General features: G+C 66.4%; 27 protein-coding genes. 11 read left to right on the plus strand and 16 right to left on the minus strand.

Annotation, left to right across the window (positions count from 1 at the left end; translation table 11 throughout):
• The first annotated feature begins 15 nt into the window (after window positions 1-15).
• The 5 genes from nadD to G6N43_RS13120 are packed head-to-tail and all read left to right on the plus strand — an operon-like array spanning window position 16 to window position 3232.
• Window positions 16-630, plus strand: coding sequence for a nicotinate-nucleotide adenylyltransferase (gene nadD, locus G6N43_RS13100; RefSeq protein ID WP_234810037.1), 615 nt, complete (start codon window positions 16-18; stop codon window positions 628-630).
• Window positions 627-1028 carry a ribosome silencing factor gene (rsfS, locus tag G6N43_RS13105; RefSeq protein ID WP_083150129.1) on the plus strand — a complete coding sequence of 134 codons (402 nt, stop codon included), beginning with the start codon at window positions 627-629 and terminating at the stop codon, window positions 1026-1028. The genes nadD and rsfS overlap by 4 nt, the downstream gene beginning before the upstream one ends.
• Complete coding sequence (gpgP, locus tag G6N43_RS13110) at window positions 1025-1693, plus strand: glucosyl-3-phosphoglycerate phosphatase (RefSeq protein WP_083150128.1); 669 nt, start codon at window positions 1025-1027, stop codon at window positions 1691-1693. Before rsfS ends, gpgP begins: the two co-directional genes overlap by 4 nt.
• Window positions 1683-2408 carry a diglucosylglycerate octanoyltransferase gene (gene octT, locus G6N43_RS13115; RefSeq protein ID WP_083150127.1) on the plus strand — a complete coding sequence of 242 codons (726 nt, stop codon included), beginning with the start codon at window positions 1683-1685 and terminating at the stop codon, window positions 2406-2408. The genes gpgP and octT overlap by 11 nt, the downstream gene beginning before the upstream one ends.
• Entirely contained in the window at window positions 2399-3232 is an 834-nt protein-coding gene (locus tag G6N43_RS13120) for a DegV family protein (protein ID WP_083150126.1), read from the plus strand. Before octT ends, G6N43_RS13120 begins: the two co-directional genes overlap by 10 nt.
• Before the next feature lie 73 nt (window positions 3233-3305).
• On the opposite strand, the gene G6N43_RS13125 is transcribed toward G6N43_RS13120, so the two are convergent.
• From G6N43_RS13125 to G6N43_RS13135, 3 genes are read right to left on the minus strand one after another with little or no spacing between them, the layout of a single operon-like run.
• A complete protein-coding gene (locus G6N43_RS13125; protein WP_083150125.1) occupies window positions 3306-4358 on the minus strand; it encodes an NAD(P)H-dependent amine dehydrogenase family protein in 1053 nt (350 codons plus the stop codon).
• Between the two features lie 10 nt (window positions 4359-4368).
• A complete protein-coding gene (locus tag G6N43_RS13130) occupies window positions 4369-5175 on the minus strand; it encodes an SDR family NAD(P)-dependent oxidoreductase (RefSeq protein ID WP_083150245.1) in 807 nt (268 codons plus the stop codon).
• Between the two features lie 31 nt (window positions 5176-5206).
• Entirely contained in the window at window positions 5207-5791 is a 585-nt protein-coding gene (locus G6N43_RS13135) for a PaaI family thioesterase (protein WP_083150124.1), read from the minus strand.
• Window positions 5792-5910: 119 nt separating this feature from the next.
• On the opposite strand from G6N43_RS13135, the gene G6N43_RS13140 reads away from it, so the two are divergent.
• The gene (locus G6N43_RS13140) at window positions 5911-6579 is read left to right on the plus strand and encodes a PadR family transcriptional regulator (protein WP_234810031.1); all 669 of its coding nucleotides are present in this window, start codon (window positions 5911-5913) and stop codon (window positions 6577-6579) included.
• Here G6N43_RS13140 and G6N43_RS13145 read toward each other — a convergent pair whose 3' ends face one another.
• A complete protein-coding gene (locus tag G6N43_RS13145) occupies window positions 6580-8253 on the minus strand; it encodes a 3-ketosteroid-delta-1-dehydrogenase (protein WP_234810036.1) in 1674 nt (557 codons plus the stop codon).
• 140 nt (window positions 8254-8393) lie between these two features.
• Here G6N43_RS13145 and G6N43_RS13150 point away from each other — a divergent pair, with 140 nt between their 5' ends.
• From G6N43_RS13150 to G6N43_RS13160, 3 genes are read left to right on the plus strand one after another with little or no spacing between them, the layout of a single operon-like run.
• Window positions 8394-9545, plus strand: a complete 1152-nt coding sequence (locus G6N43_RS13150; protein WP_083150122.1) for a 3-ketosteroid-9-alpha-monooxygenase, oxygenase component — start codon at window positions 8394-8396, stop codon at window positions 9543-9545.
• The gene (locus tag G6N43_RS13155) at window positions 9545-9835 is read left to right on the plus strand and encodes a ferredoxin (protein ID WP_083150121.1); all 291 of its coding nucleotides are present in this window, start codon (window positions 9545-9547) and stop codon (window positions 9833-9835) included. The genes G6N43_RS13150 and G6N43_RS13155 overlap by 1 nt, the downstream gene beginning before the upstream one ends.
• Window positions 9836-9845: 10 nt before the next feature.
• Window positions 9846-10655, plus strand: coding sequence for an SDR family NAD(P)-dependent oxidoreductase (locus G6N43_RS13160; RefSeq protein WP_083150120.1), 810 nt, complete (start codon window positions 9846-9848; stop codon window positions 10653-10655).
• Window positions 10656-10756: 101 nt separating this feature from the next.
• On the opposite strand, the gene G6N43_RS13165 is transcribed toward G6N43_RS13160, so the two are convergent.
• The 6 genes from G6N43_RS13165 to G6N43_RS13190 all read right to left on the minus strand — a co-directional run bounded on the left by G6N43_RS13165 (window position 10757) and on the right by G6N43_RS13190 (window position 17044).
• A complete protein-coding gene (locus tag G6N43_RS13165) occupies window positions 10757-11833 on the minus strand; it encodes a hypothetical protein (RefSeq protein ID WP_083150243.1) in 1077 nt (358 codons plus the stop codon).
• A gap of 159 nt (window positions 11834-11992) precedes the next feature.
• Entirely contained in the window at window positions 11993-12925 is a 933-nt protein-coding gene (locus G6N43_RS13170) for an alpha/beta hydrolase (protein WP_083150119.1), read from the minus strand.
• Window positions 12922-13782, minus strand: a complete 861-nt coding sequence (locus G6N43_RS13175; RefSeq protein WP_083150118.1) for an SDR family NAD(P)-dependent oxidoreductase — start codon at window positions 13780-13782, stop codon at window positions 12922-12924. The genes G6N43_RS13170 and G6N43_RS13175 overlap by 4 nt, the downstream gene beginning before the upstream one ends.
• A 6-nt stretch (window positions 13783-13788) precedes the next feature.
• Window positions 13789-14271: a polyketide cyclase gene (locus G6N43_RS13180; RefSeq protein WP_083150117.1), complete on the minus strand. Its 483-nt coding sequence runs from the start codon at window positions 14269-14271 to the stop codon at window positions 13789-13791.
• A 27-nt stretch (window positions 14272-14298) separates the two neighbouring features.
• A complete protein-coding gene (locus G6N43_RS13185) occupies window positions 14299-15876 on the minus strand; it encodes an acyl-CoA synthetase (RefSeq protein WP_083150116.1) in 1578 nt (525 codons plus the stop codon).
• Between the two features lie 10 nt (window positions 15877-15886).
• Complete coding sequence (locus tag G6N43_RS13190) at window positions 15887-17044, minus strand: acyl-CoA dehydrogenase family protein (RefSeq protein ID WP_083150115.1); 1158 nt, start codon at window positions 17042-17044, stop codon at window positions 15887-15889.
• Between the two features lie 102 nt (window positions 17045-17146).
• On the opposite strand from G6N43_RS13190, the gene G6N43_RS13195 reads away from it, so the two are divergent.
• Window positions 17147-19069 carry a flavin-containing monooxygenase gene (locus G6N43_RS13195; protein ID WP_083150114.1) on the plus strand — a complete coding sequence of 641 codons (1923 nt, stop codon included), beginning with the start codon at window positions 17147-17149 and terminating at the stop codon, window positions 19067-19069.
• The gene (locus tag G6N43_RS13200) at window positions 19066-19953 is read left to right on the plus strand and encodes an SDR family NAD(P)-dependent oxidoreductase (RefSeq protein ID WP_083150113.1); all 888 of its coding nucleotides are present in this window, start codon (window positions 19066-19068) and stop codon (window positions 19951-19953) included. Before G6N43_RS13195 ends, G6N43_RS13200 begins: the two co-directional genes overlap by 4 nt.
• Before the next feature lie 17 nt (window positions 19954-19970).
• On the opposite strand, the gene G6N43_RS13205 is transcribed toward G6N43_RS13200, so the two are convergent.
• From G6N43_RS13205 to bphC, 6 genes are all read right to left on the minus strand, one after another.
• The gene (locus G6N43_RS13205; RefSeq protein WP_083150112.1) at window positions 19971-20585 is read right to left on the minus strand and encodes a Dabb family protein; all 615 of its coding nucleotides are present in this window, start codon (window positions 20583-20585) and stop codon (window positions 19971-19973) included.
• Window positions 20578-20925, minus strand: coding sequence for a hypothetical protein (locus G6N43_RS13210; RefSeq protein ID WP_083150111.1), 348 nt, complete (start codon window positions 20923-20925; stop codon window positions 20578-20580). The genes G6N43_RS13205 and G6N43_RS13210 overlap by 8 nt, the downstream gene beginning before the upstream one ends.
• Window positions 20918-21856 carry a LipP1 family hormone-sensitive lipase gene (locus G6N43_RS13215; protein ID WP_083150110.1) on the minus strand — a complete coding sequence of 313 codons (939 nt, stop codon included), beginning with the start codon at window positions 21854-21856 and terminating at the stop codon, window positions 20918-20920. The genes G6N43_RS13210 and G6N43_RS13215 overlap by 8 nt, the downstream gene beginning before the upstream one ends.
• Window positions 21853-22674, minus strand: coding sequence for an IclR family transcriptional regulator (locus tag G6N43_RS13220; RefSeq protein WP_083150109.1), 822 nt, complete (start codon window positions 22672-22674; stop codon window positions 21853-21855). The genes G6N43_RS13215 and G6N43_RS13220 overlap by 4 nt, the downstream gene beginning before the upstream one ends.
• A gap of 264 nt (window positions 22675-22938) precedes the next feature.
• The gene (locus tag G6N43_RS13225; RefSeq protein ID WP_083150108.1) at window positions 22939-24402 is read right to left on the minus strand and encodes an FAD-dependent oxidoreductase; all 1464 of its coding nucleotides are present in this window, start codon (window positions 24400-24402) and stop codon (window positions 22939-22941) included.
• Between the two features lie 3 nt (window positions 24403-24405).
• On the minus strand, window positions 24406-25314 hold the full coding sequence (gene bphC / locus G6N43_RS13230) for a biphenyl-2,3-diol 1,2-dioxygenase (protein WP_083150107.1): 909 nt from the start codon (window positions 25312-25314) through the stop codon (window positions 24406-24408).
• Window positions 25315-25316 lie beyond the last annotated feature (2 nt).

Below are 25316 nucleotides of genomic sequence, written 5' to 3' on the forward strand. Positions count from 1 at the left end.
CGCAGGATGGGCGTGATGGGTGGGACGTTCGATCCCATTCACAATGGTCACTTGGTCGCGGCCAGCGAGGTGGCCGACCTGTTCGAGCTCGACGAGGTCGTGTTCGTGCCCACCGGCCAGCCGTGGCAGAAACGCGAGCGCTACGTCACCGCCGCCGAGGACCGCTACCTGATGACCGTGATCGCGACAGCATCCAACCCGATGTTCTCGGTGAGCCGGGTGGACATCGACCGCGGCGGACCGACCTACACCAAGGACACGTTGCACGACCTGCATGCCCTCAACCCGGACGCCGACCTGTACTTCATCACCGGAGCAGACGCACTGGCGTCGATCCTGTCCTGGCAGAACTGGGAGGAGATGTTCTCGATAGCCAAGTTCGTGGGGGTCAGCCGGCCCGGCTACGAACTCGACGGTCAGCACATCAAGACCGCCCTGACCGAACTGCCCAACGATGCGCTCACCCTCGTCGAGGTGCCTGCGCTCGCGATCTCGTCGACCGACTGCCGCAAGCGCGCCGAGCAGAACAGGCCCATCTGGTACCTGGTCCCCGACGGCGTCGTCCAGTACGTGGCCAAACGCAAGCTCTACCAAGCCCATTCGCTGGTTACCGAGGAGTCCACCCGATGAGCGCGTCCGAGGAGGCGATCGGCATGGCGACCGTCGCCGCGCAGGCGGCGGCCTCCAAGCTGGCGACCGACGTCGTCGTCATCGATGTGTCCGGGCAGCTGGTCATCACCGACTGCTTCGTGATCGCGTCGGCGTCCAACGAGCGACAGGTCAACGCGATCGTCGACGAGGTCGAGGAGAAGATGCGCATCGCCGGGCACAAACCCGCCCGCCGCGAAGGCGCGCGCGAGGGCCGGTGGACGCTGTTGGACTACGTCGACATCGTGGTGCACATCCAGCATCAGGACGAGCGCAACTTCTATGCCCTCGACCGGCTGTGGCGCGACTGCCCGACCGTCCCCGTGGACCTGGACGTCGATGAGCCGCTTGCGCAAAGAGAAGAGGACTCCGGCTCGTGAGGCTCCGTCGCCTGGTCATGCTCCGGCACGGGCAGACCGAGTTCAACGCAGGCAGCCGAATGCAGGGCCAGCTCGACACCGACCTGTCCGATCTCGGCAGGGACCAGGCCGTCGCCGCGGCCGAGGTGTTGGCCAAGCGCCAGCCGTTGCTCATCGTGTCCTCGGATCTGCGGCGCGCGCTGGACACCGCGATCAGCCTTGGTGAGCGCGCCGGTATGCCGGTGGAGGTGGACGTCCGGCTGCGCGAGACCCACCTCGGTGACTGGCAGGGAATGACCCATCTCGAGGTCGACGCCGAGGCGCCGGGTGCGCGGCTGGCGTGGCGGGAGAACGCCCGGTGGGCGCCGCACGGGGGAGAGAGCCGGGTCGACGTCGCCGCGCGCAGCGTGCCGCTGGTGCAGGAGCTTCTGGATCAACACCCGGACTGGGGTGTCGACGAACCCGATCGCCCCGTCGTGCTCGTCACGCACGGTGGACTGATCGCGGCGCTGACCGCGGCGCTGCTCGGGCTGCCCGTCGACAACTGGCCGATCCTCGGTGGCATGGGCAACTGCAGCTGGGTGCAGCTATCGGCGCACAGCGAAATCGACGCCCCGACAACGGATATCCGCTGGCGACTCGATGTCTGGAACGCCTCGGCGCAGGTGGCTAACGATGTCCTCTGATACGAGGCCTACTCTGCTGCTGTTCTGCGACTCGTTGTCGTACTACGGCCCGACCGGCGGCCTGCCGTCCGATGATCCGCGGATCTGGCCCAATATCGTTGCCGCGCAGTTGGGTTGGGATGTCGAACTCATCGGGCGCATCGGCTGGACGTGCCGCGACGTCTGGTGGGCGGCGACTCAGGATCCGCGGGCGTGGGCGGCGCTGCCGCGAGCGGGCGCGGTGGTGTTCGCGACGGGCGGCATGGATTCGCTGCCGTCGCCGTTGCCGACGGCGCTGCGCGAGTTGATCCGCTACATCCGTCCGGCCTGGCTTCGCCGCTGGGTGCGTGACGGCTACGGCTGGCTACAGCCCCGACTGTCCCCGGTGTCGCGGTCGGCGCTCCCGCCGCACGTCACGGTGGAGTACCTCGAGATGACCCGCGGTGCCATCGATTTCAACCGACCCGGCATACCCGTGGTGGCGTCGCTGCCGTCGGTGCACATCGCGGACACGTACGGACGGGCACACCACGGCCGCGAGCCCACGGTGAAGGCCATCACCGCGTGGGCGGCCGAGCACGACATCCCGCTGGTCGACCTGAAGGCCGCCGTCGGTGAAGAGGTCATGAGCGGCCGGGGCAATCCCGACGGCATCCACTGGAATTTCGAAGCGCATCAGGCGGTCGCCGATCTGATGCTCAAGGCGCTCGCGGAGGCTGGCGTGTCGTGTCCGTGATCGTGGTGACGGACTCGTCGTCGCGGCTGCATTCAGATGAGCTGAAGCAGCACGACATTCGACAGGTGCCGCTGCACGTCCTCATCGACGGCGTCGACCTGCGCGACGGCGTCGACGACGTGCCCTACGACGTCCACGAGAAGGTGCGCGCAACGACCTCGGGTGCATCGCCTGCCGAGCTGATCGAGACGTACCAGCAGGCGTTGGCCGACAGCGACGGTGACGGCGTCGTCGCGGTCCATCTCTCGGCCGCGCTGTCGGGCACGTTCAGCACCGCCGTGCAGGCCTCGCGCGAGTTCGGGCCGTCGGTCCGTGTCGTCAACTCGCGCAGCGCCGCCATGGGTGTCGGGTTCGTCGCGCGTGCGGCGGCCGAGGCGGCGCAGACGGGAGCGGATCTGGAAGCCGTTGAGGCCGCGGCGCGTTCGGCGGTCCCGCGCACCCACGCGTTCATCGTCGTGCACCGCCTGGACAACCTGCGGCGCAGCGGGCGGATCGGAACGGCGGCGTCGTGGTTAGGCACGGCACTGTCGCTGAAGCCGTTGCTGACCCTCGACATGGATGGTCGGCTGGTGCTGGATCAGCGGATCCGCACGATCACCAAGGCGCATGCGGCCATGGTCGACCGGGTCGCCGAGATCGTCGGTGAGGGCCGCGCGAGCATCGCCATCCACCACGTCGACAATCACGACGGCGCCGACGAAATGGGTGCCGCGCTGACGACGCGCCTGCCGCAGATCGAATCGCTCACCGTCTGCGATATGGGCCCGGTGCTGTCGATCCACCTGGGCGCGGGCGCCGTCGGCGTGGTGGTCCAGACGGCCTAATCCCGTCGCCGAGTGCACGCTTGTTCGCGCGTCTACTCGCGGTTTGTGTCAAGAAGCGTGCAGTCGGCGCAGGTTAGGGTCCGACGCGGCCGGTGATCGGCGGCAGATCCTTCAGCGTGACGATGCCCGGCTCCGCCGCGACAACAGCAGGCACGGCGTTGGTCACCGGCATCGCGGTGTAGATCATGCCGAGGCCCATGAACCCGGGTTCGGTCCAGTCCCTGGGCGGCAGGCAGTGCAGCACCGTCCGCATATTCGGCAATCCGAACACCTGGATGACGTGGCCGTGTTCCAGCGGCTTCGGCGGGGTGACGTGGTTGCCCATGATCCAGTTGAACCCCACGCTGACGACGTTCTTGTCGCCGACCCAGCCGCGGTGATACCCCATGACGCCGCCGACGGTGCCCTCTGGAATCTGCATGAAGCCCAGATCGCTATGGCCGGTCGCCGGCGTGAACGTCACGTCGAACGTCATCCTGTCCAGCTTGGCGCCGATCGCATCGGCCATCATCGCGGCGGACTCGGCGAACACCTCGCTCTCGCGGCGCACGCTCTCGGCCAGACCGGGGGTGTCGGGGTCCTGCGAGAAACCCATCGCGGTCTGCGTGCCCGCCGATTGGTAGGTCGAGCAGTCCACCGACTCGGTGATGCGAATCTCGTCGACCCGTTCACACGCGCCGGACAGCACCATGCCCACCATATTCGTCATGCCGGGGTGGGCGCCGTTGCCGAAGATGGTGGAATTGCCCTTCTCGCAGGCTTTTCGGATGCGCTCGAGGTCCTCGGGTGTCTGTTTGCCGCCGGTGATCCAGGCCGCACTGGTGCAGACGTTGACGCCGGCTTCGAGTAGCCGGACAAGCTCATCGATGCTGGGCCACAACGGGTTGTAACAACAGGCGTCGGGCTTGGCGGCAAGCAGCGCGTCGATGTCGTTGGTGGCCTTGATGCCGGTGGGTTCGGGCCAGCCCGAGAGATCAGCGGCGTCGACGCCCACCTTGTCCGCACCGTGGGCGTACACGCCGACCAGTTCCATGTCGTCGCGGCCGATGATCGCGTGCAGCGACCGGCGGCCGATGTTTCCGGTGGTCCACTGAATGACGCGAATAGGCCGATCGAGGGTCGTCATTCGACGCAATCTACATGTGGGTGCCGCCGTCGACCCGGACTTCGGTGCCGGTGACGAAATAGGCGTCCGAGGAGGCGAGCATCGCCACCACCGCGGCGACAGCGTCCGGCTTGGCGAACATCCCGCCGCCGTCCACGGGCAGGATCGGCGTGATCTTGCCGAACAGCGAGAAGTCGGCATCGGCAGGCAGTCCGGGGCCGATGCTCTGCTTGGATTCGCCGGTGCCGTCGGTCATTCCGGAGGAGATGGAGCCGGGCTGCACCGAGTTGAACCGGATCCCTTCCTTGGCGAACTCGAGCGCGAGCGTGTGCGTCATCGCCTGGATCCCACCCTTGGACGCCGCGTAGGCGGACATGTAGGGGTGGCCGAAGGCCGCGGACGTCGAGCTGAAGTTGACGACGGCCGGGTGGGTCCCGTTGCGCAGCGCGGGGATGGCCTCCCGCGTCATGAGGAACGTGCCGACGAGGTTGATCCGCAGCACGTGCTCGAAGTCGGCGAGCGTGGTCTCGAGGAAATGCACCGACCGCAGGATGCCCGCGGCGTTGACGAGAGCGTCCAGGCCGCCAAGGGCCTCGACGGCGCCGGCCACGCCCTGTTTGACGGACTCCTCGTCGGCGACGTCGAGGACCACCGTTGTCAGGCGGTCGCTGTGCGACTCGGCCTTCGCGACGGTGTCCTTGAGGCCGGATTCGCTGATGTCTGCCGCGGCCACCCGGCCGCCTTCGGAAAGTAGCCGCAAGACGGTCGCCTGGCCGATGCCCGAGCCGCCGCCCGTGATCAGGACTCGACGGTCCGCAAATCGCTGAAGGGATGCCATACGCAGATCCTGCTGTGCCGGGCCCGGATTGTCAGCCATCTCGCTGACCTCCTTTCGGATGGATGAAGACACCTTCGGCCGTGACGGTGACGCCGTCGGGGCCGGCGATGTGGCCGACGGCGAACGTCTTCGCGCCCTCGATCCGATCGACGTGCGCCGATGCGCGCAGTGGCCGTCCCAGCGGTGTGCCACGGAGATAGCGCAGTGTCAGGGTGCCGGTGACGGCGGGTTTGCCGGGCAGATGCGCGGTGGCGCCGAGAACGTGGTCGAGGATCAACGCGCAGACACCGCCATGGACATGGCCTGGCGGCCCCTCATACGCGGCGCCCAGCGTGAATTCCGTGTGTACCGTGCCGTCGGCGTCGTGCCGAATGGTCAGGGGAGGAGCGACGGGGTTGCGCAACCCGATGACGACGTTGCCCAATGCGATGGACTGTCCGTCCGGTCCCGTCCGCACGCCGAATGATCCGGGCACGAGCGAATCGCTCAATTGCGCTGTCGCCGAATCGATCTTTTCGGTCACCGCGGCGACCGCCGCGTCATCCACCTCGGTGCGGATGGTGACGTCGATCAGTCGGCGCACGGACTCCGCCAGCCGTTCCTGAGCTGTGGTCATTCACTTCCTCGGGTCGGGTGCACGCAACTCTGGTCGCTGCACCGGTCGGGCCGCAACCACACGTCCCGCCCAGCGGTTAGTCCGCACTCGGGGGTGACCCGTGTTGTTAGGCTGAACAGGTGAAAGGCAGCGACCAGCAGGGGAAGTCGAACCTCGCGGCGACCAGTTGGGCGTTGTTGGGCATGCTCTCCTACGAATACGAGCTGTCGGGCTATGACATCCGCAAATGGATCGACTGGAGCATGCGGTTCTTCTACGGGAGCCCTGCGTACAGCCAGATCTACTCCGAACTCCGCAAGCTCGAGCAGCTCGGCTATGTGACGTCGCGTGTCGAGGACGGCGGGACCCGCAATCGCAGGCTGTACAAAATCACCGAGGCGGGGATGGACGCCCTCACGCGGTGGGCGAATGAATCGCCCCTGGACCCGCCGGTGCTCAAGCACAGCCCGTTGCTGAGGGTGACGTTCGGGCACCTCACCACTCCGGCCAGGCTCAAGGAGATGCTGCAGGAGCACCTGGCCTACGCCGATGAAATGCACCGCAGCGCGGCCAAGGACGCGAAGTGGGCCAAAGCTGATCCGTCATGGGCATATGCGCGCGTGGCGCTGCAATGGGCCGAACGGTATTACGCCAACGAGCGCGAGCTGACCTTGAAGATGATCAAGGAACTCGACGAGGCGGAGGCCCAGTTCCCGCGGGCCGGCGACGGCGGGCAGGGGAAGATCCCGTGGCCCGCACCGGATTACTGGTACGAGATCGAGAAGAAGGCCGAAGCCGACGACGCGTGACTATGTCGCTGCCGCCTCGGTCGCCGCTTCTGTGGCCGCGATGTAGCCGTACACCAGACCCTGCGCAATCGTCGCGCCCGCACCGGGGTACGTCGCTCCGAACGCATTCGCCGCGGTGTTGCCGATGGCGTACAGGCCGGGGATGGCAGTGCCGTCTTCGCGCAACACCCGGGCACGTTCGTCAGCACGCAGGCCACCGCACGTACCGAGGTCACTCAGCGTCATCTTCACCGCATAGAACGGGCCCTTGTCCAGCGGGCGCAGGTTTGGGTTGGGCGTGATGGTCGGGTCGCCGTAGTATCGGTCGTACGCGCTTCTCCCGCGGCCGAAGTCGGAATCCTCACCGGCGCGGGCCAATTGGTCGAAGCGCGATACCGTCGCCACGAACTGTCCTTCCGGCACGTTCATCATTCGGGCCAATTCGCCGAGATCGGATGAGCGGTGGGCGATGCCGGCGTCGTACCACGACTGCGGAAGTGGCTGGCGTGGAAAGCAATCCGCGGCAAAGACGTAACTGTTGCGGTACTGCTGATCGAAGACGATCCACATTGTTTCGATCGGATCACCGGAGCGCTCGCGTTCGAGGACGCACTGTCCGAACGACATGTAGTCGGCCGCCTCGTTGGTGAACCGGCTGCCCGTCTGGTCGACGATCAGCGAGCCCGGCAGGGCTCGTTCGGCCAGCATGACCAGCGGGGCGCCCCCGGGAAGCGGAGCGACCGCCGGAAACCACCACGCCTGATCCATGAGAGCGATTCCCGCACCGGCATCCTGGGCGATCCGGATCGCGTCGCCGGTGTTGGTCTCGGCGCCCAGGCTGGTGTGTTCGCCGAGCGACTCGGACTGGAACTTCCACCGCATGTCCATGTTGTGGTCGAATCCGCCGGCCGCCAGGATCACTCCGCGTCGCGCGTTGACCGCGATCTCGTGACCGTCGTGCGAGACGACGGCTCCGGTAACCCTGCCGTCCTCGGTGATCAACCGCACCAGCGCGGTCTCCGTCCACACCCCGACGCCGGCGCGCAGGATCCCGGCGAACAGGCCGGCGGCCAGGGCCTGACCGCCCGCGGCGTAGCGCCTGCCGATCAGCAGGCCACCTGCGCCCTGCGCCAGCCGTTTGGCGATGAGCGGCAAGCCTTTTCGGGGAACCCGCGCCATCAGGTTCATCCAGCGATAGTCCGCCCCGGTGGTGGGCATCGGCACGGTTGGCTCCATCAGCCCGGGACGCAGCCGTGAGCCGTACTGGCCGAGCACCGAGGTGTTGAAGGGTTTGCACTCACAGGTCCGCCCCACCGCACTTCCGCCGGGATGCTCCGGGTGGTAGTCGGAGTATTCCTTTGCCCACATGAACTTCAGCGGTGTCGTGCGCCGCAGCATCGCCACCGTTTCGGGAAGGTGGGCGACGAAACTCTCCGATCGCTGCGCGGGCGCGGTGCCGTCGACGACGGACTCCAGATACGTGCGCGCCTGCGAGGCGGTGTCACCCGCGCCGTTCTCCGCCAAAACCTGGCTTGCAGGGAACCACAGTGCACCACCGGAGCGCGCCGTGGACCCACCCACATATGGCGACTTCTCGACGATCAGCACCTTCAGCCCACGTTCAGCGGCCGCCAGCGCCGCCGCCATGCCCGTACCGGAGCCCACGACAAGCAGATCAACGGTCGTATCGGTCATCGGCAGGCCCGCGGGGATGGTCGCCTGAAAAGCACTCGTCACGCCTCGACATTAGGTCGGGCCAATCGCGGTGGTAGGGAGTTTCCCTCCCAGCGGGACGATCGCCTCCATCGGCACTGCAGCCGACGTAGAAACAGGCCATGACGTTGCAGTCGGAAACCGATGCGGTTCGGCAGATCGAAGCTTCAGCGACGCCGACCAGATTCGCCCGCGGCTGGCACTGCCTGGGCCTGACCAGGGACTTCGGCGACGGCCAACCGCACTCCGTGCGCGCTTTCGGCCAGAAGCTGGTGGTGTTCCGCAGCGGCGACGGCAGGATCAACGTGCTCGACGCCTACTGCCGTCACATGGGCGGGGACCTCAGCCAGGGTGCGGTGAAGGGCAACGAGATCGCGTGTCCGTTCCACGACTGGCGGTGGGGCGGCGACGGCCGATGCAAGAACGTGCCCTACAGCAAGCGGACGCCGAGGCTGGCCCGCACCGCGACGTGGACCACCCTCGAACAGGACGGGATGTTGTTCGTGTGGAACGACCCCGAGGGCAACCCGCCGCCACCCGAGGTTGCCATCCCCCGGATCGAGGGCGCGACGAGCGATGAGTGGACCGACTGGCATTGGTACACCACTGTCGTCAACACCAACTGCCGCGAGATCATCGACAACGTCGTCGACATGGCGCACTTCTTCTACATCCACGGATCGCTGCCGACGCACTTCAAGAACATCTTCGAGGGCCACGTCGCGACCCAGTACATGAACAGTCGAGGCCGCCCCGATCTGGGTGAACCCGGCGAGACGCGGCTCCTCGGAACCACCTCGGTGGCATCGTATTTCGGGCCGTCGTTCATGATCGACGACCTGACCTACCACTACGAGGACACCGACCACAAGACGATACTGATCAACTGCCACTATCCCATCGACGCGAATTCTTTTGTGCTGCAGTACGGCATCATCGTGAAGAAGTCGGAGACGTTACCCGGCGATGCGGCGCTGCAGACGGCGATCGCCCTCGGAGACTTCGTAAAGATGGGCTTCGAGCAGGACGTCGAGATCTGGAAGAACAAGGCGCGCATCGACAATCCGCTGCTGTGCGAGGAGGACGGGCCGGTCTACCAGCTGCGTCGGTGGTACGAACAGTTCTACGTCGATGTCGCCGACATCGAGCCCGACATGGTGGACCGCTTCGAATACGAGCTCGACACCACCAGTCCCCTCGAAGAATGGATGAAGATCGTCGAGGAGAACTTGGAGGCTCAAGGGGCGCAAGCGGCGGGGCCGGGAAGCTCCTGATGGCCGTCCGGCCCGACAACCGCCTTGCCGACTCGCCAATGGTGCCGGTGTCCTGCCGCATATGTGGAGCCTGCGTGTCCGCTCGCAAGAGCAGCTGGAACCAGACCAGCGTCCAGTGGAACGCCCAGGCGCAGGCGTCCTGCCTGGAGCGGCGCGAGGCGCAGCGCCTGGCCGCGCACTCGACTCGTCCAGTGTTCCTGGGCTGCTCAGCGCTGACCGCCTCGATCATCGACGCGGTCCGCAGCGGCGATCTGCCCGTCGTCGATGAATCGGTGCGGGTGACGACGTAGCTTCGACTGTGTGACACACACTGAGCCGCCGGTGGCGGTTGTGACAGGGGCAAGTCGTGGTGCGGGGCGCGGCATCGCCGCCGCGCTCATCGCCGACGGGTGGCGGGTGTACCTCACGGGCAGAACCGTGAGCGACCCGGGAGACGGTGGGATCGCCGTACCCGTCGACCACCGTGACGACGACGCCGTCGCCGCCCTGTTCGAGCTAGTCAACGACGAGCAGGGCCGGCTGGATCTACTGGTGAACAACGCCGCGGCCGTTCACGACGCGCTGGTCAGCCCAAAACCGTTCTGGGAGAAGCCTCTCGAGTTGGCTGAGATTCTCGACGTGGGCCTGCGGTCGGCGTATGTGGCGTCCTGGTGTGCAGCACCGCTGATGGTGCGCGGAGGCGGCGGGCTGATCGCGTTCACGTCGTCGCCCGGATCGGTGTGCTACATGCACGGCCCCGCCTACGGCGCACAGAAAGCGGGCGTCGACAAGATGGCCGCCGACATGGCCGTCGACTTCCGCGACACCGGGGTGTCGACGGTGTCGATCTGGATGGGGATCCTGCTTACCGAACGCATCCGCAGTGCCTTCGACGGCCATCCCGAGGGGTTGGCCGAGACGGCCAAGCACGCAGAAACCCCCGAATTCACCGGCCATGTAATCAACGCGCTGTACCGCGATCCCGACATCGCACAGCTGTCCGGTCACACCGTGATCGGCGCCGAGATCGCGCAGCGGTATGGCATCACCGACGAGGACGGCAGACAACCGCCGTCGCACCGCGACATGATGGGCGCACCGCGGGAGCCGAGCTCGGTGATCGTGCGCTAGGTTCAAACGCCGGGCCTGTCCCCAGCTTCGCGGGGCCCAGAGAGATCGCGCTTTCAGCAAGATTCGCGATCTGCCCGCAGTCTCGGCGACCGCCGTAGACGCTAGGCCAATTGGAACGCGCTGATCGGTGCCTCGTCCGGATACGTCGCCGGTCCGCCCAGATCATAGGCTGCGTTGAGCGCCATGATGAACTGCGGATCGTGTAGCGGCTCACTGGGAATGTCGAGCCTGACGCCGTTCTTGCCGGCGTTGTCGACGAGCATGTCGATCGCCTTGTCGATCGTCAGATCGTCGGAGCCGTCCATGTTCTTCTTCAGCTCGTCGAAGTCCTCGAACACCTCAGCCGACCAATGCACGAGGAAGCGAAGCTCGTCGGTGTGGTGCCGGGCGATCACGTCATCGCCGTTCTTGAGCAGCCAATGGTCGCGGTCGGCGGGATCGCCGGTGAACACCGTGTCGAACGCCAGCCCGGCGGGAATCTGTTGCTCCAACGGGCCGTTGGCCTCGCCGCGGTGCACCATCATCTCGTTCTGGACCAGCACACCGCGGTTGTAGATCGGCGGCTTGACGCGCTGCGGCTCCTTCAGCGGGCCGTCGGGCCAGTAGGTGAAACCGCTGCCCTCGTCGTGGGAGAACCAGGTGATCACCTGGGCCATCTTGATCAGGTAGTCGCGGAACAACCCGGACTTGCCCATCACGCTGGTCAACCATGTCGGCGCATTCTCGTGGCGCACGCCGCGGAAACTGGGGGAGTCCAGATGGCCGGGGTCGCGGTTGGCGCACGGCCCGTTGATGTTGAACAGCATCATCTGCGGCTTGGCGTATACGGCGCTCCAATAGCTCTTGGCGAGGTCGACGAACCGCTGGTTGTAGAAGCAGTCGTGCAGTTCGGGATAGAGCACCGTGCCGTAGTTGGCGAGGTAGCCGCGAAAGGTCGGCGTGAGGAACAAGTCCAGCGACGGCTCGAAGCCCTCGGGGAACATGCCGCTCATCGTGGCGATCAGTTCCTCGGCGGACGCGAAATGCTGCGCGATGATCAGCCGCCACGGCCCCTGGGTGCGGACGACGTCCAGCAGCCGATCCCGTTGATCGTCGGTGTACACACCGTCGATCTCGCGAGGCGGTGACACGGGTCGCAGAATGTCGGAAAGCTCCATCCGGCGTTCTTCGGTGAGCATGTCCACTCCTAAGGGTGTCGTCGTTGGGTCGAGTGTGCTGTCGGCGGGGGCCTCATGGGTCGTGGCCGTCCGGTGATCGGGAGGTCTATTTCTTGGTGAGCAGACCGAAAGTGATACGACACGCCGAGAAGTAGGAACACTTTGTGTCTGCTGCTCGCGCTAAAACGGGAGTGGGTGAGCGAACTTCGCGCGCAGGAGTCCGCCGATCTCCGCGATCGCGAGCCTCCCGCGTGCGGTCGCATCCGAGCGCATCAAGAACCCGTGATACGCGCCCGGATAGCGGGTGACGGTGGTTTGGACGCCCGCGTCGCGCAGCCGTGCCGCGTAGCGCTCACCCCAGTCGCGGATCGGATCGCACTCTGCGGTGACGACGATCGCGGGCGGCAGACCACTCAGATCCGTTGCATAGGCAGGAAAACGGTATTCGTCGTGGGGGCCGCCGCTGGCATCGGCGAGCTCATGCATGTAGAGGATGTCGTCGTGACGCAGCATTGGCGCATCTGTCAGCGCGACGATCGACTCCGCTTCCATGTCGCGGTCGAGACCCGGATACAGCAACACCTGGCAGCAGATGGCGGGGCCGCTGCGATCCCGCGCCGCCAGGGCCACCGCCGCGGCCAGCGAGCCACCCGCGCTGTCGCCCACCACCGCCAGTCGGGTGGGGTCGGCGCCCACCTGATCGGCGTGACCCGCGACCCATTCGGTGGCCGCATACGCGTCGTCGAACTGGGCAGGTGCGGGAGACTCCGGAGCGAGCCGGTACTCCACCGACACCACAGTGGCGTCGGACTGTGCGGCAAGCGTTCTCGCCAGTGGCTCGAACGAATGGTTGGACCCCATCACCATGCCACCACCGTGCAAGTAGACCAGAACGGGTGCTTCCGACACGGTCGAGGGGCGGTAGATCCGGACGGGAATCTCACCGGCGGGGCCGGGGATCGCGCAGTCCTCGATATGCGCCATCGACGGCATGCCGTCCGGATGCGGTGCGGACTCGATCGCCTCGCGCACGGCCGCGAGGCCCCGCACCCGCATCGGCGGCACCTCACCGAACGAGGCGATTCGGGCGGCGGCGTCGGGGTCGAGTCTCATTGGCGCGACGGGTCGAAGCGACGGCCCTTGCGTAGTGCCGGTGGCCGTTGGGAGGCAAGGATTTCTGCGCGTTCGGCCATCGCGGAGCCGACATACTCCGGTTGGGTCAGCAGGTAGAAGCGTCCCTCCGCGGCCTGATCGAATACCACTTCCGCGGCGGCGACGGGATCCATCGCGTCGGCCTTGATGTCAAGCATCGCGCTGCGCTGCGACTCCGCCGCGGCGACGTCGCCGGTATCGACACCGCCGGCGGACTCGAAGATGTTGGACGCCACGGCTCCCGGCAGCACCGCCTGCACGTGGATGTGATCGTGGCCGGCCAGTTCGACCTCGAGTCGCAGACACTCGGTGAGTGCCAACACCGCGTGCTTGCTCATGATGTAGGGCGTCTGCAGGGGCACGGCGGCGACGCCGCCGATGGACGACAGGTTCCACACCCACGCCGGTTCCCCGGCCGCGATCATCGGCGGGAGGAACGCCCGCACGCCGTAGAAGACGCCACTGACGTTGATGTCGACCAGCCGTTTCCAGTTCTCGACCGGGGTGTCCCACAGATACCCGAACTGCTCGACACCGGCATTGTTGACCAGCAACCGGACCGGACCGTGGTCGCGGTAGGTGCGCTCGGCCAGCGCCTGCATCGAATCAGGCTCGCGCACATCGCACTCCACGGCGACGGCATTGGCCCCAGTGCCCCCGAGCTCGTCCCGCAGTCGGGTGACCGCGGCGGCGTCGACATCGACGAGGACGACCGTCATTCCCAGCCCGGCGGCGTAGCGCGCCAGACCCGCACCGATGCCTGCACCCGCGCCGGTGATGACGGCAACACCGCCGCCGAAGGTGTCGCGAGCGGACATACCCGCTTAGGAGCCGGCCGCGGAGGCCGCGCTGCGGTAGTCCGCCAGCGGCACCGAATCCTCAGCGTCGAGAATGACTTTCATCGACGTGAATACGAGGCCGTGGTCGGCTGGGCGGATGCCGACGTCGACGACACCGCTGGATACGGCGAACGGCAACGCGTTGGTGACCTGGTTGACGAACAGGTAGAAGCGGACGTTGGTCACGGGGCCGTCGACCCCGGTCCGGAATATGTTCGTCGCATGATGGCGCAGCGGGTAGGGGTTCTCGTTGCGGTGCTGGGTCAGCCACGCCAGAGTTTCGGCGCCGCCATGCAGCTCGGCCGCCAGCAGTTCCTCGAACGGGCAGGCACCGGACTCGGATCGGCTGAGGTATTCCATCTCATCGCCGATGCGTAGCGCCAACTCGTCGAAATGTCCCTGGTCGTAGTGGTACCAGAAGCCGGCGATGAACTCCTGTGCCTCGGGCAGCGTGATCGCGTCGCTCATGGCGTCAGTCAACAGCCGCCGGTTGCCCTACGGCGCGAAAGTGTCCGGTGAGTGGAACGCATTCTCTGAGCCGAACCGGGTACGGAGGTCGCGTTTGAGCAGCTTGCCGCTGGGGTTCTTCGGCAGACTGTCGACGAAGAAGACCTGCTTGGGAGTCTTGTACCCGGCGAGGTGGCTGCGGCAGTGCGCGATGAGTTCGTCCTCGTCGGCTGTGCCCCCGTCCCGTATCACGACCGCTGGCACCACGGCCTCGACCCACACCGGGTGCGGAATGCCGAATACGGCGACTTCCTCCACCTTGGGGTGCCGATACATAACCTCTTCGACCTCGCGGCTGGCGACGTTCTCGCCGCCGGTCTTGATCATGTCCTTCTTGCGGTCGACTACGTGCAGCTGCCCGAACTCGTCGAAGTAGCCGAGGTCGCCGGAGTGAAACCAGTCGCCGCGAAACGCCTCTGCCGTGCGGACCGGATCGTCGAGGTAGCCGAGCATCAGATGGGGCCCGCGGTGGGCGATCTCGCCGACCGTGCCCGGCGGCACGGGTTGGTCGTTGTCGTCGATGACGGCGGTCTCGACGTTGACCGCGGGTCTGCCTGCGGCGCCGGCGTGCTCACGCTGGTCCTCGGGTCCCATCGCGGTGGCGAGCGGTGCCATCTCCGTCTGGCCGTAGAAGTTCCAGAGCCGCAGGTTCGGCAGCCGTTCCTGGAGTTCGTTGAGTATCTCCGTCGGCATCGCCGATGCGCCGTAATACCCCTTGCGCAGGCTGCTCAAATCAACCTGGTCGAAGATCGGAGACCGGAGTAGCGAGATCCAAACAGTCGGCGGGGCAAAGTAATTGGTCACCCCGTGGGCCTCGATGCCGCGCAGCACCAGCTCCGGATCGGGGCGGGGAAGAATGATGCTGGTCGCACCGAGGTAGATGTCGGTGGCGAGGAAATTGTCCAGTTGCGCGCAGTGGTAGAGGGGCATCGAGTGGATCTCGACGTCGTCGGACGTCATCGACCCGGCGACGATTGAACTGACGTAATTCGCCATCAGACTGCGGCTGGAGTGCATCACACCCTTCGGCCGGGACTCCGTGCCGCTGGTGTACATCAGCCGCAGCAGTTGATCGTCGTGGATCTCGAGGTCCGGCGCGGGCGTCGTTGTGGTGAGCCAGAGCGCGAACTCGTCCCACCCGGCCGGAGCGCGCTGTTCGCCAGTGGTCAACACCACTTTCGTCGTCACCGAGCCACCGCGGGTCATCGCCTGCGCGGCAGTGGAAACGAAGTCATGCTCGACGACCAGACCGCGCGCCTGACTGTGACCGAGGATGTAGGCGATCTCCTCGGCCGTGAGCATGAAGTTGATCGGCACGAGCACGACCGCGGCGCGCGCGGTCGCGAATGCCAGCACGGCGTACTGCCAGCAGTTGCGGGCCAGCAGTGCAAGTCGATCACCCTGCGCGAAACCGTTGTCCCGCAACGCGGCTGCAGCGCGATCGACCAGGTCATCGAATTCGGCGAACGTCAGCCTGACATCGCCGTCCACGATCGCTGTCTTGTCGGGACAGCGACGCGCTGACCGGCGCGGGATGTCGCCCAGGGAGTGGCTGCGAACCTGCATGTCGTGATCCTCAGTCGGTGGGTACCAGGGCAAGGTCGCGGCCGATGATCTCCCGCATGATCTCCGACGTGCCGCCGTACACCCGGGTGACCCGGGCGTCGATGGCCGCGCGGGCAATCGAGTACTCGCGCATGTAACCGTAGCCGCCGAACAGCTGTTGGCAGGAGTCCAGGCAACGGAACTCCATCTCCGTTGCCCAGAGTTTCGCCTTGGCGGCATCGGTCGGCGAAAGCCGACCCGCATTGAGTTCGGTCACGCACCGGTCGATGAACGCTTCCGCCACCGACACTTCGGTGGCCACGTCGGCCAGCACGAAGCGGGTGTTCTGCAGCGCACCGATCGGCTTGCCGAAGGCGGTGCGTTCGCGTACGTAGTCGACGGTCCAGCGCAACGCTGCACGGGCCCGCGCCAAGCTGCCGACGGCGATCTGCATGCGTTCCTGCGGAAGGTTTTTCATCATGTACGCGAATCCGCTGCCGACCCCGCCGAGCACATTGCTCTTGGGAACCGCCACATCGGTGAAGACCAGTTCGGAGGTGTCCTGGGAGTGCAGTCCCAGCTTGTCCAGGTTGCGTCCCCGCTCGAAGCCGGGCATACCGCGCTCGAGCACCATCAGCGTCAGGCCACGGTGCCGGTCCGGTGAAGTGCGTACCGCGGTGATGACCAGGTCTGCGTTCTGCCCGTTGGTGATGAATGTCTTGGCGCCGTTGACGACGAAGTGGTCGCCGGCGTCGACGGCGGATGTGCGGATCCCGGCAACGTCGGATCCGGCGCCGGGTTCGGTCATACCGATGGCCGCGATCAGGGTGCCGTTCACGAAGCCGGGTAGCCATCGCTGCTGTTGTTCGGGTGTCGTCAGATCGGCGAGGTATGGCAGGCAGATGTCGTTGTGGACGGCGAAACTCAGCCCCACCGGACCACAGTCGGCGTCCATGAACGCTTCGATCAGAATCTGGTTGTAGCGGAAGTCGCGGGCGCCGACCCCGCCGAAGCGTTCGTCGGCCGCGAAGCCCAGCAGCCCGATGTCACCGGCCTTGGCGAACACCTCCCGCGGAATGATGCCGTCGGCGTCCCATTCGGCGAGGTGCGGAGCGACCTCCTTGGCCGCGAAATCGCCCGCGAGTTCGGCAAAGGCGTGGTGGTCGGCGTCGTAGTGCACCCGTTGCATCGCCGAAGCGTAGGCAGGCCCGCCGCTTGGGTATCTACACGTGTCCCGCTCAGTAGACAGTCGCATCGCCGGCACCGGCGCACGCCTCGATACTTCACAGTCGTGACGACCGATGCCGACACCACGGCGGCCCCGAACCGCGCGGATCCCGACGAACTGCGGGCCAACCTGCGCCAGGCCGACCCCGGCGTGCTGGTGGCGGTACTAGCCCAGATCACCGGCGACACCGCGGTGATCGACCGGTTCGGGCCGGCGATCTCCCATGTGCCCGATCCGCCCGAACGGGCAGGCGTCACCGATCCCGATACGGCGGAAGCGCTTGTGCAGGCTGTCATCGAGGCGCTCGAACGCCCGCGGCCCGATGATGCGCTCGCCGCCGACGACCCCGAACTGTTCAGACGGGTGCTGCCATTGGCGTTGGGCTCCGCGGTCGACGACGAGTTCGTCCCGCTGCTGCTGGAGCAGGGCGGTTTCCAGCTGTCGCAGCCCACGCTGCCGCGGACGACGCCCATTCCACCGACGATGACCGTGGCCATCGTGGGAGCGGGCCTGGCAGGCATCATCACGGCGCTCGCCGCCGCAGATGCGGGGGTCTCGTACCAACTCTTGGATCGCAACTCCGAAGTCGGCGGCACGTGGCTGACCACCACCTATCCAGGCATCGGAGTCGACACGCCATCGGCCTACTACTCGTTGTCCCGCGAGGTGAACCCCGATTGGACCAGCTACTACCCGCAGGGTGGCGAGTACCAGGCCTACCTGACGGCGCTTGCGGATAAATACGGGCTGCGCGAGCGGACTCGATTCGACACCGAGGTCACGGCCTTGTGGTGGGACGAGGACCGGCGCCAGTGGCAGATCCATTCGGTCGACCGCGACGGCAATCGTGACATCACGTTCGCCAGCGTCGTCGTCACCGCGGCCGGCTACCTGAACCGTCCTCGGTGGCCGGAGGTCCCGGGACGGGAGACGTTCGCGGGCATCAGCGTTCACTCCGCGCAATGGGATCACTCATTGGATCTCACAGGTAAGCGGGTCGCGGTCATCGGTGCCGGCTGCACTGCGGTCCAGATCGTCGATGCCTGCGTTGAGCAGGTGGAGCATTTGACGGTGTTTCAACGGCAGCCCCACTGGGTGGCGCCACGCAAGCGGGCGTCCGACGACGTGCCAGACTATCGGCGCTATCTGGGCCGTCACCTGCCGTACTACGCGAACTGGAACAGACTGAAGTCCTACTGGGGCACCGCGGACAACAACTATCCGGTCATCTTGCAGGATCCGGAATGGGCGAAGGACCACCTGTCGATCTCGCAGGCCAACGATGTGCTCCTGCAGTTGTGCATGGACTACATCAACCGAACCTTCGGCGAGGGAACAGAACTGGCGAAGAAGGTGACGCCGGACTTCGCGCCGTACGGTAAACGCATCGTTCGTGACCCGGGCGGCTACTACGCGGCACTGACTCGCGATCACGTCGACGTGGAAGCCAGCGAGCCGGCGGCGGTCACCCCGAACGGGATCGTCACGGTGGACGGCCGCCACATCGACCTCGACGTCATCATCTACGCAACCGGATACCATCTGGACTTCTTGTCCACCATGGATATTCGCGGCCGCAACGGGCACAAGCTCGCCGACGAGTGGGGGGACAGTCCACGCGCCTACCGCGGAGGCACCGTCCCTGGTTTTCCGAACCTGTTCATCAACTCAGCGCCGAACTACAGTCCCGGCCACGGTGCGGGCGCGAACTTCTCGATGGAGTTGATGGCGCATTACGTCATCGAGTGCCTGCAACTGATGGCACTTCGCGGTGCAAGCACCATCGAGGTGAAGCGTGACGCCCACGACGAATACGTGCGGGGCATCGACGAGGCGATGGCAGGCACCGTCTGGTGTCACACCCCGAATGCGCACACCTACTACCGCTCGGGATCGGGCCGGGTCGTGGTCGCAACGCCGTATCGGCTGGTCGACCTCTGGCATCAGCACCGCGCGCCGATCGAAGAGCATTTCGACCTCGCATGAGCCAATTACTCAGCGGCAGAACGGCACTCGTCACCGGAAGCAGCCGGGGGATCGGCCGGGCGATCGCGCAGCGCCTAGCCGCAGAGGGTGCGACGGTGGTGGTGACGGCCCGGTCGTTCGAGCCGTCACCGTCGTTGCGCGGGGGATCGGCCGCCGCGCTGCCCGGCACCATCGGCGAAACCATCGAGCTGATCGAGGCGGCCGGCGGCCAGGCGATCGGAATGGCAGCCGATCTCGAGAATGCCGACGAGCGCGACAGCCTGGTGCAACGGGCCGTCGACCAAATCGGCCGGCTCGACATCCTCGTCAACAACGCCGGTTTCGCTGACTATTCACTGGTCGAGAACATGTCGCTCGACACCTTCGACCGCACCGTCGAACACTACTTGCGCGCACCGTTCCAGCTCACCAAGGCGGCCGTCCCGCATATGCGCGAACAGGGCGCCGGCTGGATCGTCAACATCGGATCGGTGACCGGAGTGGCGCCGGTGCGGCCGTACCGCGCGTACAACAAGACCTCGGGTGATGTGATCTACGCATCGATGAAGGCTGCGCTGCACCGGTTCACCCAGGGCGTCGCCGCCGAGCTGGTCGACGCCAACATCGCGGTCAACTGTGTCGGGCCTTCCACAGCGGTACGCACACCTGGTGCGGCGCAACTGATCCCTGAGACCTTCCCGACCGAGCCGGTGGAGTATCTGGCCGAGACTGTGCTGGCGATGTGTCACCGGCCGGCCGCCGAACGCACCGGGCTGGTGGCCTTCAGCCTGCACTATCCCTGGTCTCAGGGGCTGGTGGTGCACAGCCTGGACGGCGCCGAAGTGTTGCCTCCGTTGGAACCGCCCGCGACGGCCAACCCGAATATTCTGCCTGCGGGAATGTAGTTCGACGCTCGGCCGCGTCACAGCGGGCAGAAGCTGTGGCAGACCCGGTCGCGGATGATGACCTCCGGACACTCCGGGTCGAACCAGCGGTCGACGTAGGCCCAGTGGATCGGGTGCATCAGATAGGGCCCCATCAGACCGTCGACGTCAGTGAAGTCCTGCTCGAAGACATGTGTCCACGGCGATGCGCCTAACGCGTTGTCTACGCGACTCAGCTGCCACGAGGTGATGGTGCGGACGTAGCGCGGCAGCAGTTGCAGGTCGTCTTCGAACCGTTCGACTGTGGCGGTGGCGGTGTCGGGAATCACTCGCAGCAGGAGCGCCCGAAAAACGGTGGGCTGCTTACCTGTCTCGTTGTCGTGGACCGTGCCGCGGTAGTCGGCGCCGTCGATGTGGGTGATGGCCGGATCCGACAGCGCGGTTTCGAATCCTTCGGCAGCCGTCGCCCAATCGGCGGCACTTTCGAACCGCAGATTCATCAGGATGTCGCCGCCGTTGCGGCTGCCCGCCAGGGTTGGTGCGATGACGACACGTTCGGCATGTGATGTGCCGGCGGTCGTCTGTAGCTGCCCGATCAATGCCTGCGGATCGGCGTCGGGTGCGAGATGAATCAGCCGCGTGACACTAAACATCGCAGAGTCCGTCGACGTCATCGTGGGTGGCCGCGACACTGCGGGTCCGCTCAGAGATGAGCTCGGCGATGCCGTCCCACCACTTCCCGATACGGGCGTCGGGGCGACCCTTCCAGGTCATCTCCCACCATGCCTGCGCGGAGGGAAGCGACCAGGTGATCGTGATGGTATTCGGTTGGTCGTCGAACCAGATCGGTGGGCTTACGAGGATGTCCCGCAACGACATTCCGCGGTCACGGGCACCGGGAGCGTACTCGGCAAGATAGGAATCAATGAAGGCCTTTGCGCAGCCTGGCCGCGTCACCACCCGGTCAATGACGTATACCGCACCGTCAGCCACGAGCCGCCCCGGCGAAGACCGCTCCCAGCTGTGCGCACACCTGTTTACGCGCTTGCTGAGCCAGGTCCAGCATCGGCATCGTCATGAACCCGTGCACGCCGCCGTCGAAGGCGAGGCGCGTCGTCGCGACCCCTGCGTTCTCGAGCGCATCGCCGTAAGCCAGTCCCTCGTCGCGCAGCGGATCGTGGCCGGCGACGACGACGATGGCGTGCGGGAGTCCGCGCAGATCGCCGTTGAGCGGTGTGGCATAAGGATGTTCGCGGTTGGCGGGGGAGGGCACGTACTGGTCCCAGTACCACTGCAGCGCCGGGCGTGGGTTGTAGAAGCCCTCGCCGTAAAGGTGGTACGACTCCGTCTCGAAGTTCGGCGCGATCATCGGATAGAGCAGCAGTTGAGCCGCCAGCGCAGGCGCACCGCGATCGCGGGCCATCAACGCGACCGCGGCCGCGAGGTTGCCGCCCGCGCTGTCGCCGCCGACGACGATCCGGTTCGCATCGCCACCGAGCGCGTCGGCGTTGCGGGCTGCCCACTGCGCCACGGCGAAGACATCCTCGGCGGCCGCAGGCCACGGGTGCTCGGGCGCGAGCCGGTAAGCGACCGAAACGACTACGGCGGGAATCAAATTCGTGAACGCGCGACACAACCCGTCGTGACTGTCGAGGTCGCAGAACACGAATCCGCCGCCGTGGGCGTACACGAGCGTCGGCACCGGGCCGGGCATCTCCGCGGGGCGGTAGATCCGCGCGTCGATGCCGCCGCCCTGCCCGCGCACCGTGGTGTCGCGAACCTCGCCGACCTCTTCGGGTGAGGCCGCGGGCACGAAACGGGACCGAATCGTGGCGCGGGCCTGCGCCCCGGACATCGTGTGCACGGGCGGAAACCCGGCGTCCAGCGCCTCGATGATCTCCGCTATCTGGGGGTCCAGACTCATGCGTACTGCAACTCGCCGACCGGGCGTACCGCGCCGCGAAGCGGACGCGCCTGCTGCAGCGTCGGCGCCACCCGCCTGGGTCCGTCCTCCACATCGCGCCAGATGCCCATCGCCGTCATGCGTACCGGAGCGGCGAGACGCTGGTCGAACATCATCCGGCTCATCGGGCCACACACCGAGACCGCCGCGACGGCTTCGCCGGGAGCTCCGATCGGCGCTGCGACACAACCGAATCCGGCGATCGACTCCTCGCGGTCGAACGCCACTCCGCGGGCGCGGACCTTGTCCAGTTCGTCGCGCAGCTGGGCCGGCGTGCTGATCGAGTATCTGGTCTTGCGCGTGCTCAGATCAACGACATCGGCATCACTGTTGTAGGCCAGGATCGCCTTGCCGACCGCCGCGCAGTGCGCGGGCTGGCGACCACCGACGCGGGTGGGAATCGCGGCCATCATCCGGTCGCCGATCTTCTCGAGGTACATCACGTCGGAGCCGTCCAGCACGGCGAGATGCACCACCAGTCCGGTGGCGCGGTGCAGGTCGTGCAGGAGGGGGATCGCCGCGGAATGCAGCCGGTCCTGGTGCACGGCGAGTGACCCGAGTTCGACGAGGCGCATCCCCAGTTCGTAGTCGCGGCCGTTGCGGCGCAGCCAGCGCAGCGCCACCAAGCGCTCGAGCATCCGGTGCGCCGATGAGCGCGGCAGACCCGTGCGGCGCACGATCTGAGCCAGGTTCAGACGTCCTGGTCCGTCGAAGGCATCCAGTACAAGCGACACCCTATCGATAACAGCACTGGGTGTGGTTTCGACGGCCCGAGTCATGATGCCTCCTCGCGGTCATATGACTAATAGAAATATGCCTATTTGTAGCACACGTGTGTGCCGGGTGTCACTAGTGACGTGGATTTGTGGGGCGTGTCGTATCGGGAACTGTGGATCGCTGAGTCCGCTGTGGGGGGCGCCTGTCTTGCGCGCTTCCTATGGGCGAGATTGAACACAGGGCTGTGGATCCAGAGCACAACCCTGTGTTCAATCTCGGTGTTAGGACCGAAACGGCGTATTAGCTCAGAGCGCAGTGAGAAGCGTTCAGGCCTTGGCGGCCGCGCGGCCGGCGCGACGGCCGTAGAAGCTGCCGTCGCCCAGCGAGATCCCGCTGGCGTAGCCCCACGCCGCGACGCCCGCGGTGCAGCGTCCCGCGGCGTACAGGCCGGGGATCGGCTCGCCGCTGACGTGCAACACCTCGGAGTCCAGCGTCGTCTGCAGGCCGCCGAGCGTGAAACCGGCGCAGCTGCCCCGGAGATCGATCGCACCGACCGGCGTGCCGATGGGCTTCAGCCATTCGGCCTTCTTGTGCAGCAACGGATCCTCGCCGCGGGCCGAGTTCTCGTTGTACACGCGGACGGTGTCCTGCAGCACCCCGGTGGGGAGGCCGATCTCGGCTTCGAGTTCGGCCACCGATTCGCACACCCAGGTCGCCGGGCGTTTCAGGAACGGAGTCGGGGAGGTCGCGGCCATCGCCTCCTCCTGAGCGTCACCGTCGATGATCAGGTAGGCCGTGTCGTCCTGGTGGTAGAGGGTGAGTTGCCCGATCCGCCCGGAGTATGTGTCCTCCGGGACGTAGCGCTGGCCACGCCCGTTGACGAGAATGCCGCGAACGGTCTGCTGCGGGTCGATCAGAAACGCGACCTCGGTGGCATCCATGTGCGCCAGGTCGGCGCCGAGCGCCTGAGCCATCCGGATCGCCTGACCGTCGTGCTGTTCGATCGATGCGGCGGGACGGCCGACGAGTCGCGGCGCATATTGGGCCAGCATCGCGTCGTTATAGGCGAAGCTACCCGCGGCAAGGACCACGCCGCGGCGTGCGCGGATCGCAATGGATTTCCCGTACTGGCGGGCGACGAGGCCTGCGACGCGACCGTCGGACTGCACGATCAACGCCGATGCATGGACGTCGTACACCGCGCGCACGCCCAACGATGTCGCTGTGTCCACAAGCGGCTTCATCAGCATGTAGCCGGCGCTGGCTTCGCCGGCCTTCTTGTTGGACATCTGCGGAATGTGGCCGCGCGGAGCGGGTTTCGCGATCGTGTTGAACGGATAGGCGTTCTCGCCGCCGGTGAACATCAGCCCTTCGTCACCGGGTGGCTCCCAGCCGGGCTCACCCCAGAACACCGGTTTGAACGGGACCCCGCAGCGCACCAGCCACTCGAAGTGGTCGACGCTGCCCGCGCAGTAGTCGCCGATCCGGTTCGGGTCGGCGCCCGGGCCCATGGCCGCGTTGAGGAACGCGGCCATGTTGTCGACGGAATCGTCGAAACCACAAGCTCTCTGAATGGGGGTGCCGCCGCCGAGGTAGATGAACCCGCCCGCCATGGCCGCGGCTCCACCCCAACCGCCGGTGCGCTCGAGGACCAACACGTCGACGCCGGCCGAGGCGGCCTCCACCGCCGCGGCGGCGCCGGCGATGCCGTACCCCGCGATCACGACATCGGCTTCATAGTCCCAACTGTCGATCTCGTCAAACGTCTTGGGGTAAACGTCGGTATCCATCGGCTACATCCGGATCGCCGCTGGGGGGTCGCCCAACCATTGGTGGCCCCAGTAGCTGTCGGCGGTGATTTCCTCTGCGGTGTAGTACCTTTCGTCGACACGCATGCCGTCCGTGCCGAACTCGATGTCCCAGTCGCCCGGTGCCCGGACGTAGAACGACACCATCTTGTCGTTGGTGTGGCGGCCCAGCGTGGAGGAGACCTGGAAGCCCTCGACGTTGACGCGGTCCAGCGCCTGCCCGACGGCGTCGAGGCTGTCGACTTCCACCATGACGTGGACGACGCCGGGCTTGTCCTGGTTCATCGCCGGGCAGATGGCCAGGCTGTGGTGGCGTTCGTTGATGCCGAGGAACCGCACGCGGATGGGGCCGAACTCGGGCGGTGCGGGCACCCGGAACGCGCCGCGCGACCGGAAACCCAAGACGCCGGTGTAGAAGTCGAACAGACCGTTGGCATCCATCGCCGGCATCACCACGTGGCCCAGCCCCTGGTCACCCGTGACGAACCGCGCCCCGAATGGGGTGATCACCGGACTGTGATCGAGCACCGCGCCGTGGAACACCTCCAGCGTCGTGCCCGCGGGGTCGTCGAAGGTGATCACTTCCTCGACCCGACGCTCGTCGGCCTCGGCGTTGGACAGCTCTTTGAACACCACCCCGGCGCTGTCGAGGGTGGCCTTGAGTTGCTCCAGTGCGGCGTGGTCGCGCACTTCCCAGCCGACCGTGAGGACGCGGTCGACGTCGCCGGGTTTGATGATGATGCGCGCGGGCCGCTCATCCATCCGCAGGTACAGCGCAGACGGATCGGGGCCGGTGCCCTGGGCGAATCCGAGGACGTCGAAGGCGAATTGGCGCCAGCGATCGATATCGGTGGCCGCAACGGTGATGTAGCCGAGGCTCTTGAGGATGCTCATGG

The organism is Mycolicibacterium moriokaense, from assembly GCF_010726085.1.
Classification (GTDB): Bacteria; Actinomycetota; Actinomycetes; order Mycobacteriales; family Mycobacteriaceae; genus Mycobacterium; species Mycobacterium moriokaense.